This window comes from Pseudomonas sp. RW409 (genome assembly GCF_003184125.1).
GTDB lineage: Bacteria > Pseudomonadota > Gammaproteobacteria > Pseudomonadales > Pseudomonadaceae > Aquipseudomonas > Aquipseudomonas chlororaphis_I.
In genome coordinates this window covers 202,490-217,942 of record NZ_QHHP01000041.1, presented here as the reverse complement: position 1 = coordinate 217,942, position 15,453 = coordinate 202,490, and the positions used below count along the sequence as shown (strand labels likewise).

General features: G+C 55.2%; 10 protein-coding genes. 7 read left to right on the top strand and 3 right to left on the bottom strand.

The features are described from left to right. The first annotated feature begins 85 nt into the window (after positions 1-85). The 6 genes from DK261_RS21455 (at position 86) to DK261_RS21430 (ending at position 8,611) form a co-directional block, all read left to right on the top strand. Positions 86-1,000, top strand: a complete 915-nt coding sequence (locus DK261_RS21455; RefSeq protein ID WP_041983807.1) for an OmpA family protein — start codon at positions 86-88, stop codon at positions 998-1,000. Between the two features lie 100 nt (positions 1,001-1,100). Continuing rightward, the gene (locus DK261_RS21450) at positions 1,101-2,033 is read left to right on the top strand and encodes an OmpA family protein (protein WP_041983810.1); all 933 of its coding nucleotides are present in this window, start codon (positions 1,101-1,103) and stop codon (positions 2,031-2,033) included. A 493-nt stretch (positions 2,034-2,526) separates the two neighbouring features. Beyond that, the gene (locus DK261_RS21445) at positions 2,527-4,806 is read left to right on the top strand and encodes a type I secretion system permease/ATPase (RefSeq protein WP_041983812.1); all 2,280 of its coding nucleotides are present in this window, start codon (positions 2,527-2,529) and stop codon (positions 4,804-4,806) included. Next, positions 4,806-6,053 carry an HlyD family type I secretion periplasmic adaptor subunit gene (locus DK261_RS21440; RefSeq protein ID WP_041983813.1) on the top strand — a complete coding sequence of 416 codons (1,248 nt, stop codon included), beginning with the start codon at positions 4,806-4,808 and terminating at the stop codon, positions 6,051-6,053. The genes DK261_RS21445 and DK261_RS21440 overlap by 1 nt, the downstream gene beginning before the upstream one ends. 2 nt (positions 6,054-6,055) lie before the next feature. Beyond that, positions 6,056-7,705, top strand: a complete 1,650-nt coding sequence (locus DK261_RS21435) for a TolC family protein (protein WP_041983815.1) — start codon at positions 6,056-6,058, stop codon at positions 7,703-7,705. A 270-nt stretch (positions 7,706-7,975) separates the two neighbouring features. Next, on the top strand, positions 7,976-8,611 hold the full coding sequence (locus DK261_RS21430) for a serine protease (RefSeq protein ID WP_231999326.1): 636 nt from the start codon (positions 7,976-7,978) through the stop codon (positions 8,609-8,611). Positions 8,612-8,659: 48 nt separating this feature from the next. On the opposite strand, the gene DK261_RS21425 is transcribed toward DK261_RS21430, so the two are convergent. The 3 genes from DK261_RS21425 to DK261_RS21415 form a co-directional block, all read right to left on the bottom strand. Further along, on the bottom strand, positions 8,660-12,289 hold the full coding sequence (locus DK261_RS21425) for an ATP-binding protein (protein ID WP_041983816.1): 3,630 nt from the start codon (positions 12,287-12,289) through the stop codon (positions 8,660-8,662). A gap of 84 nt (positions 12,290-12,373) precedes the next feature. After that, complete coding sequence (locus DK261_RS21420) at positions 12,374-13,075, bottom strand: response regulator transcription factor (RefSeq protein WP_041983818.1); 702 nt, start codon at positions 13,073-13,075, stop codon at positions 12,374-12,376. Between the two features lie 197 nt (positions 13,076-13,272). After that, positions 13,273-14,490: an EAL domain-containing protein gene (locus DK261_RS21415; protein WP_041983820.1), complete on the bottom strand. Its 1,218-nt coding sequence runs from the start codon at positions 14,488-14,490 to the stop codon at positions 13,273-13,275. A gap of 315 nt (positions 14,491-14,805) precedes the next feature. On the opposite strand from DK261_RS21415, the gene DK261_RS21410 reads away from it, so the two are divergent. Continuing rightward, entirely contained in the window at positions 14,806-15,012 is a 207-nt protein-coding gene (locus tag DK261_RS21410; RefSeq protein ID WP_041983822.1) for a hypothetical protein, read from the top strand. Positions 15,013-15,453: the final 441 nt, after the last annotated feature.

Sequence of the window (15,453 nt, the reverse complement as noted above, 5' to 3'; positions counted from 1 at the left end):
TTACTCTGTCCACCCCTATCACTAATTTCCTATTTTCTAGCCGCGGGCGTTACCTCTGGTCAGCGCACAAGGCTGAGCGTCGTATATGCACAAGCAAAAAAAACATCTAATGGTCAGACTCTGTGCCACATCTTTAATCAGCATGGCACCAATAGCAGCATGGGCGGTGCCTTCGTCCCATGCATTCAGTACTCAATACACATCCGGCAATGTTGCGCCTGCCGAACAGGTCCAGGTCATTTACTACCGCAATGCAGAGACGACTCCAGTTCACGGGGCGGCAAACGTGTACGTTGATCGCGAGTTCCACAATGGATTGTTGCCGGGTAGTTATACCCAATTCTGCTTGGCGCCAGGTAAGCATGTACTGAGCAGTTACCTCGATGACGCGCCCCGGTATTTGGGTAAAACGGGCAAAGCCGCTGATACAAATCTGGATGCCGGGAAAATCTACTTTTACCGTGTAGATACCAACAATCCATCGCTGCTGGTGAGCCAAGACACTGCTGAGCGCGAGTTGCGAGGCAGCCGCGCGCAGGTGCATGCACTGTCGCGCGCATCCCGTGTGGAGGCGTGCAACTACAAGACGTCCGTCAAACCTGCCACGGTTAAGGACTACACGCTTTCGGGCGACGTCTTGTTCGATTTCGGCAAGTCCGGCGTTCGTGACATCACCCGTGAGGGGCGTGACGCTATTCGCACCTTGGCCCAACAGCTGGCATACGATGCCGTCGTACCGCGTCGAATCGATGTGATCGGCCACACGGACCCCGTCGGCTCGGCGGCCGCGAACAGAGCGCTCGGCCTAAACCGCGCGCAAACAGTTCGCAGCCTGCTGATCGAAGGCGGCCTGCCTGCCAATAAAATTGGTGCCGTCAGTGCGGGCAGCAATGAATTGTTGGTTGCTGATTGCGCGGGCTCCCGTGCAGAGCAAGTGGCGTGCAACGCGCAGAACCGACGTGTAGTGATTCGAGTCGACATAGGCGCTACTACGCCCTGATACCTGCGTCTTGTGTCGGCCGGTTGAGAAATCTACCTGCCGGCGCAAGCCCCATACCCATTCCTAAATCGCCAGCCTGTTGGCTGGCCATGGCGTAGCTATGATCAAATATTCCGCAAGCCACTGGCGGCGATACCTGGCGCTCAGCGTCGTTATTTCGAGTGTGCCGTTCGCCCAAGAACTCTATGCAACTCCCTTGGCAACTCAAAGCGCTAAGCCTTACCAGCCAGTGCCGCCAGTGGCTGCTGATCAGGCCCAAGTGGTGTATTACCGTTCTGCGCAGGGCACACAGCGCCAGGGCGGTGCGCATGTGTACATCGACCGGGAGTTCCACACCAGCCTGTTGTCGGGAGGCTACAGCGCATTTTGTGTAGTACCCGGCACACACGTATTGGGCGCTTATCTGGGGGACGAGCCATTGTACCCGGGCAAGAGCCGCGATCTGTTTCAGGCGACGCTGCAAGGCGGCGAAACCTATTTTCTGCAAGTGCGCGAAGATGGCACGACGTTGCCGCTGGCGGTAGAGCGCGACCAAGCTGAAGCCTATCTGAAAGCAGCACACGCCCAACGCCACGTACTGTCGAGGGCCTCGACAGTCGAAGCCTGCCGCCATTACGGCTTTCTGGAAACGCAGAAGGTTGCGGATCGAGACTACAGCTTCACGACGGAACGTCTGTTCGTCGGCGGCAAACTGGTCATGTCTGCGTCGGGCAAACAGGCGTTGAAGCAGTTCATCGAGGATTTGCAAAAAGACGGTGTGCCGCTGCGTGAGGTTCATATCGAGGGACATACCGATCCACTGGGTGATGAAGCAGAGAACCAGTTGCTGGGTTTGCGGCGCGCGAACGCGGTGCGCGAAGCGCTGATTGCCCAGGGGGTTCCTCAAGCGTTGATCAGTGCGTCCAGCAGCGGTCATCGCGATCCGGTGGTGGATGTCTGTTACGGCAGCCGTGCCGAGCAGCGCGCGTGCTACGCGCCAAACAACCGCGTGGTGTTGAAAGTCCGGACTCAGAAGGACTCACGCTTGCCTTAGAGACTGCGATGCAGGCGCTGTGGTTTTGCTGCAGGTACGGCGCGGCGATCCCTTCGCAGCCTCGCTGGGGCTCGACAGCTCCCACATCTGATTGCTGTCGCGGCTGAACATGGCGTTCGCAGGTACAACCAAGCTCCAACCAAAAAAGCAGCTTCCCTGTAGGAGCTGTCGAGCTTTAGCGAGGCTGCGAAAACGGAGTATCAGGCGACGAAAATGCTGGCAGTGCCGCCGCTTTAGCAGCTTGCTGGAGCTCAACAGCACCCTCATTTAATCGTAGGTATTACTTACGACTTGTGAGCTTACTGCCCTCGCAGCCACCCCACCTTTTGAGACAAGTCCTGTTCTGGCGCCACCACCGACGCGTCAGAATTCTCTTATCGGTTTCAAGCGCCCCATCGGCACAGCCGCTGCGTCAGCCGCATGAATAACTTGTAAACCTCACCTACAGCGGCCCGCATCTGGCGCGCAGCTGCTCACACCAGGACCTAATTTGATGGCGAATGACATGCCTGTCACCTCAAGCATGGAGGCCCGGGTTTTACCTGCGCCCCAGCCCAGTATCCAGGATTCATTGTTGGAGAGCGTGTCCTGGGTCTGTGATTACTACGACCTTGGTAAAACCCCCGAAGCCTTGACCGCAGGCTTGCCCAAAGGTGGCTTGTTGTCACCGTCACTGGCGCTGGCAGCATTGGCCAACGCTGGCTTGTCAGCGGGGCTGGTCGAGCGTCGTGCGCAGGCGTTGCCCCTGCAACTGACGCCGATGGTGGTGCTGCGTAAGGAACATGGCGGCGCAGTGTTGGTGGGGCGACGCGAAGCGCTTGATGAGAACGGCAAGCGCTGCTTTTTTTATCAGTTGATCTTGCCGGAAGTCAGCTTGGAGGCGGTGGAAGTCGGGCAGGAAGAGATGGATCAGCTGTACGCCGGCCACGCGATCCTGCTTAAGCCTCGCGCGAAGATTGATGAGCGCGCGGGTGAAGAAACCCCTCACTCGGACGGTCATTGGCTGCTCAGCACGTTGTGGCGCTACCGCCAGTACTACCGCAGCGCCGCCATCGGTGCGCTGCTGATCAACGTACTGGCCTTGGCGAGCATTTTTTTCACAATGAACGTGTATGACCGCGTGGTACCCAACCAGGCATTTGTCACCTTGTGGTCGCTGGGTATCGGCGTGACCATCGCTATGGTCTTCGAGGCTGTTGCGCGGTATGTCCGTGCCCACCTGTTGGACATGGCCGGCAAGAAAGCGGACCTGGTGCTCGGGGCCATGTTGTTTCGCCAAGCGCTCTCGGTGCGTATGGAGCACAAACCCGCATCCTCTGGCTCCTTTGCCAACCAACTGCGCGAGTTTGAATCTGTCCGCGATTTTGCAACCTCGGCAACGTTGGCGGCCGTCTCCGATTTGCCTTTTGTACTGATGTTCGTCGGGGTGATTTTTATCATCGGCGGTCCTTTAGGTTTTGTCCCGCTGTTGCTGATTCCCTTGATCGTGATCATTAGCGTCATCATCCAATGGCCGCTTGCCCGCACCATGCAGGAAAATCTTCGTGAGTCGTCGCTCAAACAGGGCGTGCTCATCGAGACTGTCGAAGGTCTTGAGTCGCTGAAGGCAGTAAGCGGTGAGGCCTATATGCAGCGCCGCTGGGAAACCTTCAGCGCGCTGGCTTCAGCAACTGCGATGAAGTCACGCAAACTGTCCAGCCTGGCGACGGGGATTGTGACTTTTTTCCAACAAGTGCAAACCGTCGTGCTGGTGATCTGCGGCGTTTACCTGATCGACGCCGGCGAGCTGACGATGGGCGCGATGATTGCCACCGTCATGTTGGCCAGTCGTGCGACGGCGCCACTCGGGCAAGTCGTGGGGCTGGCCGTGCGCTTCCAGCAGGCCAAGGCAGCGCTTAACTCGCTCAACAAACTAATGGCCTTACCGGTTGACCGAGATGTCAGCCGCGAATACCTCGCGAAACCGACCTTGACCGGGCAACTGAGCCTCAAGGACGTCGGCTTCGACTACCCGGCGCCGCCTATGCAGTCCAATCCTCCGATCCTGCAAGATATCAATTTGACCATTCAGGCTGGCGAACGAGTGGCCGTCATCGGGCGTATCGGCAGTGGCAAGTCGACCCTGTTGCGAGTGATGGCCCGACTCTATGCGCCGGTCAGCGGGCAGCTGTTCAGCGATGGCCTGGACGTTGATCAAATCGACCCGGCCGACTGGCGCAAGATGGTCGGATATGTCGGGCAAGAGGCGCGGCTGTTCTACGGTTCGTTGCGCGAGAACGTGATGATTGGCCGACCGCAAGCCACCGCCGATGAGTTCCTGCGGGTTCTGCGTTTGACCGGGCTGGACCATATCGCCGCCAGGCACCCACGGGGTATCAACCTGCCGATTGGTGAGATGGGAGAAGGCTTGTCCGGTGGCCAGCGCCAGTTGGTATCGCTGGCGCGCAGCTTGCTCGCCCGTCCGGAGTTGCTACTACTCGACGAGCCCACCAGCGCAATGGATAGCCAGACCGAGGCGCTGTTTTTACACCATCTCAAGCGTGCCACTGAAGGCCATACGCTGGTGGTGGTAACCCACCGTCCGTCCCTGTTGGAGCTGGTCGACCGAATTATTGTGATCGATGAAGGCAAGGTCGTCGCCGACGGGCCCAAAGCCCAGGTCTTGGCGGCGTTGTCCAGCAATAAGCACAACAAGCCTGATGCCCCCGACCAAGCAGGGGCGGGTAGTGGCGCTGCCACTGGCGACGCCGTGCAAGTCAAGGAAACCGCTTAATGATCCATAAAATTTTTCGCCGCCGAGCATCCGCCACGCCGCCTTTGGCGCCGGGCGATGCGGCCTACATGAACGATGTGCGCGAGTCTTTGCTGACGCAAACCACGCCAGGTTCCAAGCTGATGTTGTATCTCATCGCCACTGTATTGGTCGGCGGATTGATCTGGGCGCACTTTGCGCGCGTCGAAGAAATCACCCGAGGCGAGGCCAAGATCGTCTCATTGAGCCGTGAGCAAATCATCCAGAGTCTTGAAGGTGGCATTCTGGCGGAAATGGAAGTGCGCGAAGGCGATGTGGTGGAAAAGGGGCAGGTGTTGCTGCGCATTGACCCAACACGCGCTAAGTCGAGTTATCGCGAGGCGCTGTCGAAGGTGATCGGCCTCAAGGCAACCATCACCCGCTTACGTTCTGAGGCATATAAACAGCCGTTGGTGTTCGACGACATCGTCCAGCAGGACCCTGCTGTGATCGCCCAGGAAACCCGTGCTTACGTGGCTCGTAAACGTGCGCTGGAAGAGAGCGTCAATGCGCTCGAGCGCAGCTACGGTCTCTCTAAGCGTGAAATTCGTTTGGCGGAGCCGTTGGCCGCCAAGGGCTTGATGTCTGAGGTTGAGTTGTTGCGTATTCAACGTCAGGCGAACGAGATCAAATCGCAGATTGTCGAGCGCATCAATCGCTTTCAGGCCGATGCCAACTCTGAGCTGACCAAGGCCGAACTTGAGCTCTCGCAGATCAGTGAAAACCTGGTAGGTCGCGCAGATATTGTAGACCGCACGACTATTACTGCGCCTGTACGCGGCACCGTGAAGAACGTACGCGTAAATACCATTGGTGGGGTTATCCAGCCGGGTGAGCACATTCTGGAGATTGTGCCGCTTGAAGAACAGTTGCTTGTCGAGGGCAAGATCAAGCCTTCTGATGTGGCCTTTTTGCACCCCGGTTTGCCCGCAACGGTAAAAATAACCGCCTACGATTACGCCATTTACGGCGGGCTCAAAGGACGAGTGGAGCACATCAGTCCGGACACGCTCAAAGACGACGAGAAAGCGGGCCCAGCTCGCAAGGACGATACCTACTATCGGGTCATGGTCCTGACCGAAACCAGTGAGCTGAGCGCCGGCGGCAAAAAACTGCCGATCATCCCGGGCATGATCGCCTCGGTGGAAATCCGCACCGGTGAAAAAACCATTCTTGATTATTTGCTCAAACCCGTGCTCAAGGCACGTGAAGCCTTCCGGGAACGCTAGTCATGAAAACACCCCACCCATCACGCTCATGGTTCAATCGTGACGGAAAGTCTGCGCTCGCCCGTTTTAACGCCTTACCTAATGTTTTGTCGGCGACGGCGTTGCTGTCTATCCAATTGTGGTCAACCACTATTCAGGCACAGCTGCTTGAGTTCTCCCGCGTACCGGACGCTGCGCCGCCGGCCCGGTTCGAGAGCGCGCCCGTTGAACCATTGAGCACACCGCAGAAAGCCAAGCCGGCGACGCCATCGGTCGCAGGTAAAACGGCTATGTCACCAGGTCTGATCGCGCCACAATCGGTCGCGAAGTCGAGTAACGTACCGGCGCCGGCGCCGGCGCAAAAGCTGGCTGCCGAAGCGGAGATCCAGGGCGTTTCTGCGCTGGCTACTCAGTCGTCATGGCAACGGCCGGGGCGAGCGGGGAGGGTGGCTGGGCCTTCGGAAGTGGAGTTGCGCGCGATGTTTTATCGGGCAATTCAGGCGGCTGCCGAGCGCAGCCCTCAGGTTCAGCGCGCACAGGCTGATTACGAGGCGTCGCTGGCAGACATCGATGAAGCCAAGGGCCAGCGTCTGCCTCAGATTGACCTTGGCAGCCAGGCAAAAACAGCACGCTTCGGCTCTGGTTCGGATTACGACTCCGCGGCAACTGGCGGGGTAAGCCTTAACGTGACCACGCCCGTCTATGATTGGGGCCGAATTCGCAACACCATCAAAAGTCGCAAATATTTGTCCAATGCGGCCAGTTCCAGCATCGAAGCCGAACTTGAAAGCACCGCCTATGACGTCACCTCCAATATGGTTGAGCTGGGCAAACAGCGCTTGATCGTCGATATCAGCCAGCAATTTGTGCAGCGTATGGATGAGTTGGTCAAAATGCTGGCAGGTATTGTTGCCGTGGATAAAGGCCGAGTCAGCGAACTGACCCAGGCCAAAGCTCGGCTTTTGCAGGCGCAAGCGGCATTGGACTCAGCAGAGAGCCAGGCACGTGACGCTGAGATCAAGTTGCGTAAACGTATAGGCGAGCGGCCTGTGATGATTCCCAGCAGCGCTGAATGGAATATCCAACCAGCGAATCTAGAAACGTTATTGGCCAAAGTCGACGATAACCCGACCATTCATATGGGCAAGGCGCAAACTCAGTCTGCAGAGATGGACGCAAAGGTCGTGCGATCTTCAGCATTACCGCAATTGAACTGGGTTATCAGTAAAAACACGGCTCGAGACGTGCTCGGTCGACCGCAGCCTTGGGAAACTACGGTGTCGGTAACCTGGGCTGCGTTTCGTGGCGGTTCCACGCGTGCATCCGAACGGGCGGCGCTGCAACGTGCCGAGTCCAGCCGACAGCGGACCGAAGAGCAGCGCTTGGACCTGGAATACCAGATCCGCACGGCTGATCACGACGCCCACACGCTGCTTGGGCGGGCTGACCTCTATCGCGATCTGACAGTGGAGTCTGACCGTATTCGCCAGGCATTCTTCGATCAGTGGTATCACTTGGGCAAACGCAGCCTATTGGATGTGTTAATCGCGGAAAACGACCATTACAACAACCGAGTCGGCGAAGTGGCCCAGCGATTCGAGGGCTACAAGGCGATTCTGCGTCAGTATGCCGGGGCTGGCTCATTGACGGGCTGGCTGGCTACGTCCGAATAACCAAGCGTACTGCGAGCATTTTTTACAAGTTCAACTGAAAACATGAGGGTTAGAGGTAAGTAATCGATACGGTGCAATGCCGTGTCGTGCAGAAGCCGTTCAGCATGTAACACCACCGAGCCAGACCGAATATTTAGTTTCTCGCCCGGTGGTGAACTCCCATTCCTGCTTCTAGTCTGGAGTTGTGCAGTGTCTCGTCTGGAGATTACTGCTCACGGTGCCAGCGAGTGGCGCACGCCGTGACTTTCCAGGGCAGTTGTGGGGGTGGTTATGGGGCGTTTTTGGGTGACCTGTTTTTCGTCGTTGGTGCTGGCCGGTTGTAACGGAGTGCCGCACCTTGTTCCCGCAGACAAAAATTATCAAGGGCACTTTGTTGTGAGCTCCGGCTTCCCCTTGCCTTACATGTTCCAGGGTAATGCCGTGCAGTGGAATCCCGAGTATGCGGTGTCGGTCAAACACATACCGCTGATATCGAACGTTGGGTATAGCTGCAGCTCCGGCTGTGATTTGGCGTTTATCAAGCACAAGGCTGAAGGGGCAATCCCGGTCTGGCGAAATTATGTCAAAGGCGAGGCGATTACCGTTGTGGGGTTCAGCCCATTATTAATGACGGTGCAGGGGCAGGGGGTCGCCAAAGGCATGCGCATGAAGCTGCCCGGCGCATCAGACACCACGTCATATGCAGTGAACGACGCGCCTCTCGTTGTGGGGATGTCTGGAGGGCCGGTGTACGGCGCGGATGGAGCTGTGCTGGGTATTACGGTGGGAATGTGGATGGGTAAAAACCCCGCATTTGGTGAGCTTAAAACAAGCGATCGGCTCAGTGTTTACCTACCGTATGACATTGTTTTGCGGGAATGGCAGGCGTACAGCAAACAGGCAGGTGAAGTCGCCATGCTCAAGTGAGCAGGGCGATTGTGTTACTGGCGAAAGCTTTACCTCATAGCAGCGTTTTTACAGGTCAGGCCCTAGGCTTTTTAACTTCGCGATCAGTTGCGTCTGAACCTGTACCAACCATTGCGCCGCTTGGTGAACCTGCGGCTGGTTGATAATGGGTGCCTGGCAGGCAGCCTCCAAATCATCGCAGGCTTGAATCACTTGCCCGTCATTGACCACCCGCGCCGCACCTTTTATGCGGTGTGCCAAGTCGCCGAGCAACGCGGGTTCGCCGTCCACCATCAAGCTTTGGAGTTCTCGCAGGTCTTTTTCACAGCTCAACAGTGCTTCACGTAATAGCTCGCGAAGCATGTCCGGATCGTCGCCAGTGAGCTCTTGCATGTGTTCGAGAATCGAACCGGAAGGAGCGACTGGAGTGCCCGTATCCACGTTAGGCGGGGTTTGATCGGAGGCCTGCTGCCAGCTTGCCAGTAAGCTGGATAACGTGTTCAGGCTGATAGGCTTGAACAGGCAATCGTCCATCCCCGCGTTGATGCACTTCGTTTTTTCCTCCGGCTGTGCATTGGCAGTGAAACCAAAAATTTCGCAGGGTTTACGCTTAAATTGACGTTCATCCTCACGAATTCTAGTAGCGAGGTCGTAGCCATTCATGACCGGCATGTTGCAGTCGGTGATGACAATATCAAAAGGCTCACTGCGCCAAAATGCAAGGGCGACGGCGCCATCCGCCGCGTCACGTACAGACTGCCCGAGGAAACTCAATTGCTGTACCAACAGCGACCGGTTCGCACTTTGATCATCTACTACCAAAATCCGTAAGGCGGTAGCGCCTTGAACGGGTCCGGCAACTGTTTGAGCGGGTTTATGGTCAACGGGCGTCAGTATGTTGAAATACAGCGACACATCCAGACAAGTGCCCTTGCCTAGCGTGCTGGAGATTTCCAGATCTCCACCCATCAGCTCACACAGTGAGCGGGAAATTGCCAAGCCCAGGCCGGTGCCGCCTCGCGATGAGGGACCATGGTTTGCTTGGGAGAAGGGTTGGAACAATTTCTGCAAATCCGAGTTCGAAATGCCAATGCCTGTATCTTCCACTCGCAAGTCAACCTGCAGGCGCTCATCGGCCAGGCGCTGGCCTCGGATCGACACACGTACTTCACCTGTGTCGGTGAATTTGATGGCGTTACCCACCAGGTTCGACAGCACTTGTTGAAGGCGCATCGGGTCTACCAACACATCGCAACTGACATTCGCATCAATGTCCAAACGCAAGGCCAGACCTTTTTGCCTGGCTAAACCGTCGAATACCCGTGCGACCGACTCCACCAGTTCCCGGAGGTTTGCGCGCTTGGGCGAAAGGCTGACATGGCCTGATTCGATACGCACCACGTCGAGAATGTCGCCGATCAGCTCAAGCAGGCCTTTTGCGGAGTCGTATGCGACCTCGATTGCCGGCCGATCAAAATGTCCCTGTTCGGCGCGCTTGAGCGTGAGTTCCAGCATCCCGATCACGGCACTCATTGGCGTGCGGATTTCATGGCTCATGGTTGCCAGAAATGTGGTTTTGGCGCGGCTGGACTCGTCGGCCAGTTCTTTGGCGGCGCGTAGTTCTTCGATCAACTCACGACGTTCGCTGATATCGATCCAGCCACAGATGACCCCTCGAACTTCTCCAGAGGAATCATGATAGGGCTGAATCCAGTGGTAAATAATCAGCTTTGTCTGGCCAACATGCAGGGTTCGATCGACTTCGTAAGGCTCGTCCAGGGCGATAACGCGCAGATAGTCCTCATGAAATTGCACCGCTTCCTCATGGTTGCGTTTACCGCTTTCCAAGACGGTCTTGCCAACAACATCCTCACTGGTCAAACCGAAAGTTTCCAGATAGTTATTGTTGCAGGTCAGCAGGTTACCTTCTCTGTCACGAACATAAATCGGGTGCGGAGTGCCGTTAATCAATGCACCCATGAATTTGAGCTGATCGTTTAGCAGGCGTTCAGTCTGGCGACGCTCGCGGATCTGTCGGCGAATATAAAAATTCCACGCCAATGAACCAAAAATAATCAGAAAGGCGAAGCCGCCAATCTGGTAGATCAAAGATTTGTAATCGCGCCAAGTCAACCCGGAAAACGCTGCGATCGGACGCCATCGATTGAGTATGACGTCAAGATCATCGGGCGGAATACTGAGCAGTGCTTTATTAAGTATCGAGACCAATTCGGTGTCGGCGCGCCGCGTAGCAAAGGATAAAAAACCTTTGTTGTTGCCAATAATGTTGGTGATTTGCAGGCGGTCTTCATAGAGGTGAGCAATGTAATACCGCGCACTGTGCAATGTAGTGAGCATTGCATCCGCCTGGCCGCCGGCTACCATCGCCATCGCCTCGAGTACTGTTGCGCCGGTAACCACTTCAATATCAGGATAACTGCGCAGCACTTCGCGCTCAGCTGAGTCAGCAGGCACAGCGACACGCTTGCCGCGAAGCTCCTGCAAGCTTGCGGGCGCGTGTAACCCCTTGTTTGTGATGATCGCAAATGGGCTGGAAATAAAGGGGTGGGTAAATCGCATCTCGGATTCGTGCGCGACCGTCGGAGAAAGCAGTGACAGGTCGGAAGTGCCTTTCATTAACTCGCTGCTCAAATCGGCGAATTTGTCGGTGCGCTGTACCTTTATCATTAAACCGGTCCGGCGCTGGATCACTTCCAGCAAGTCGGCAGCAATCCCACTGAAATTGCCGTGCGAATCAAAAAAAGCGAAGGGCGCCTGGTCATCATTGACCACGAAGCGAGTGACCGGGTGTTGGAGCAACCAACGCTCTTCGGCGGGTGAAAGATCAATTCGCTTGGACGTCAGTGCACCGCCGCCCCCTGACCAACGTTTGGTGATTTCAGCGTTACGTGTGTCTCCCATCTCTCCCAATGCAACATTAAGCAATCGGCGTAGCTGCTGATTGTCGCGGCGCAAAGCAAAGCTGAAACCGCCGGTATCGATGTCTACAAAGGAGTGCAGACGGACGTAATTAAAATAATTCAGATTAATCAAGTAGCTGCTGGAGAGGGTGTCGCCCAGATACAAGTCAACCTTTCCAAAGGCGAGCGCCGCCAATGCCTGCTCGTCCGAGTAGTAGGGGACAAACTCCGCCGCAGGGTACTTATCGTGAAGTTGATTGAGCGGCAAATAGTCATCGGCGACCGCAACGCGCAAGCCTGCCAAATCGCGCGGCTGTGGACGTCGGTCATCGGCGCGAATGAACAAGACAGGATCTGTTTTGAGATATGGCTTGCTCAATAGTGTTGAGCCGTCCGTTGTTTCAAAGTTGTTGGAGCTTCCCAACAGATCAATTTCGCCGCGTTCAAGTGCTGCAAGTGCGCTGCGCCGATCGGAGAACGCCTTTGCGGTGATTTCCAGGTGCAACGCTTGGCCGATTATGCATGCCACATCGGCGTTGACGCCCTCATAACGTGACCCACTTGCGGTCATCTCGTAGGGGGGGAAATCTGGCTGAGCAACTCCCAATACCAGTCGGCGTTTTTCTCGCAGCCAAGCCCAATCATTTTCAGGCAGTGTGATTTGCAGGCTTTTGCAGTCAGAGCGACCGTACAACGTTAGTGCAGGTGGATCTGCAGCCAACGCGTAATCAGGGGCGACGATAGTTAAAACGGCGACAAAGATAAAACTGCGCAGCATAGAGAGTCTGGCCTTTGGTATGTTAAGCGCGCACGCAGGCTTGCGTAAAAGCCTGGCGTGATGCAGTTGGTAAGCACGGCCAGGCTAAAGCGTGCTCTGAGGGCTGTGCTGCAGCATGAACAATTCAGCATCGCCACGGATCCCGAGTTTTTTAAACGCAGACTGTTTTTGGCCGCTGATCGTTTTGCGACTGCGCGAGAATTTCAGAGCAATCTGCGTCACCCCCAAGCCGTCCAGGCAGCAGCGCAACACTTCCTTTTCCTTGGGTGAAAGCAACGGATTGTTAAGGAAGGTATCGGTCTGCGATTGGGATTTACCTTCCATCTGCTCGGGTTCATTGCCCGGCACAGGGAGAGAGCGCAGTTCGAACGCAGCCTGTGCGGAAAGATAAGCGCGGCCCGATGCCGTGGTCCTAATGGCTGTGATCAGATCATCAACTGGTTGGGACTTGCCAAGAAACCCGCCCGCGCCGGCACCTATTGCCATATTGATTACAGCAGGTCTCTCTTCGGAAGATGAGATCAGAATCTTGAGATCAGGGTATTGCTTGTGCAGTTGCCTGATGAGGTTAAGTCCATCCAGCTCACCGTCTTGAAGTTTGTAATCCAGAATCAGCAGATCGATCTGAATCTCGCGCATCGCCGAGAGCAACTCTGAACTGCCTGCGTACACGCCCACAACCTTGAATTCCGCTTCGCGAGCCAATCGTGATTTCAGAGCGAGACGAATCAGCGAATGATCATCCAACACTGCCAAGCGTAACGGGTTAACGATGGACCAGTTCATACTGTCCTCCAAGACATGATGGGCGCGGTGGGACCTTGACCTTGTTAACGCTGAGCTTTTGGCTAAGGACAAAACAAGATTAGTCCTACATTGATATCAGACAATTCTGAATTGTTTCCAACTCCTAAGGAATAGGGAATTGTCTCAAAGCGCGCTGCATGCCTCAGATGCAGTCGGTATTGTGGGGCAAGCTTGTGCTAACGCTCGGGTGCAGCGAAGGCACGCCTCCAGGCTGATTGGTCACCTTCAAAGCGCCATCCGACCATGTGCACCCAACTCATGGGGCGTGCATAAAAATATCCTTGGCCCCATTGGCAGCCTAACTGCGCTAGGCCCCGCACTTGTTCGGCAGTTTCGATGCCTTCTGCCACAACACGTATGTTGAGGGCTTTCGCCAATGACAACGATCCTTGGATCACCTTGATGTAGCGGTGCTGATCCATGCGTTGGATAAAGCCGGCATCCAGTTTTAACTCGGTAAACGGCATCTGGCACAGGCGCTCTAATGAGGAGTAACCCACGCCGAAGTCATCGATAGCTAGCCCAACCCCCAACATGCGCAGGCGCACCATGCTCTCCATTCCGACATGCGGAATTTGTAAGAGGCCTGTTTCAGTCAGTTCAAAAATGAGTCCTTGAGGCGACGCACCGTGCGTGCGTAACAGGATTTTTATCCGCTCCACCAGATCAAGATTATTCAACTGACAAACGTCCAGATTGAATGCGAGCTTGAAAGGTTTGCCATGGGACTGCATAAGCTTTTGCAGACTTAGTCCCTGAGCGAACAAATTGTAAAACAGCTCATTGACCAAGCCGTAGCGTTTTATGGCCGGGAGAAACAACGCGGGAGAGACTAAACCTTGATCGGGCGTTTGCCAGCGTGCGAGTACTTCCGCCCCGTCAATCTCGCCAGTACGCAGACTGAATTTAGGCTGAAAATAGGCCCTGAATTCCTGGTTGGCGATGGCTCTTCGTATAGTGCTTTCACTTGGCAACTCTGAGCGCACGCTCGATTTGTCGGGCTCTAAACGCTTTGACTTGTGTTTTAACAGCAATGCTTTGAGCATCGGAGCGCAAAGCGGCTTTGTGATGATTCCAAGAAGATTCAGACCCTGCAGATTAACGATATGATTGATAGTCGATAACAAATCTTCGGCCAGCGAGCTGCAGATAATGATGCTGTGCACCAGGTCCAATTTGCGTGCCTGGCGCAGGAACGTCAGGCCATCCATGCCAGCCATATCGAGGTCGCAGAGCGCTATGTCCACCCCACCGGTTGCTTGGATCTTCTCTATTGCATCATGCCCATCCGCTGCTTCGATGATACTCATGTAGCCGAGACGGCTCAAAACGCTGACCGCGGCTTTGCGTTGAAGCGAATGGTCTTCAAGCACCAAGATACTGGGGGTGTCCATTTGAACTAAGTCTCTTGTAATAAGTTGGGCGCACGCATTCAGTATTTTGCGGGCAGAAAAAAGGGGTTTATTGCAGCCTTTCACATCTATATTAGCTGTGAAACCGTTAGCGTTAATTGAGAATTGTCTCGAAAACCTTTGGTTATTTGTACGAGAAATTAACTGCCCCCCCTCGCGCATGCGAAGCGAAGCTTTTAAGACGAATCTTAAAGATGTGAAACCTTGATATCGGTTAGCGTGAGTGCATGTCCATCTCGAACAAAGCGATTCAGATGGTAAGATTCTGCTTATATCCCAATATAAGAAGGGAGGGTGATGAATACCTTGTACCGTTTGCAGGCATTGCAGTTGAGATTGGTGGAAATTGCTTTCGTTAATGAGGCGTGTGCAGCCGACCTTAACACCATTCTGGAAAAAATCACGGGTGAAGACGCTACGAGCTTACGCAGCATCATCGCAGCCCTACAGAGTCAGAAGGAGCACTTGCAACGCTTATCCAAAGACGTCATGACGACACATTAATTACCTCGTCGTACGATCAAGCTAAAATTTAATCAAGTTTAATGTTGAACTACTGGGTCAGTTTTCCGTCAGCGGCAACACATCTCATAGCGTTCGACTGTCCTCGTCGGCCACAGCGCTGCAGTGCGCATCCGCTTCATTCACTTTCTCAAGTTTGCACTCTGTGCAATTCCTCTATCCCCAGTAGGCCCAACGGTCTGCTTGCGCTGCGCGTCCGTTTGCACTACTTTTGGATTTGCATATAAACGTTTACAAGGCCCGTCGGAGGGAGGGGCATAAGTGAGCTCTTGTGCCGATTTTGGGGCACAGATTTCTGTCGACCATCGGACAGTCGCCCGCTGCAAATGTTGGCGAAACGGGTGACTGCATAAACTGGATCGTGCATCCACGCCTTTGTTCTCCATCTAGAGCCTGTTAGGGTGCCTTTGGCGATTGGTGGTG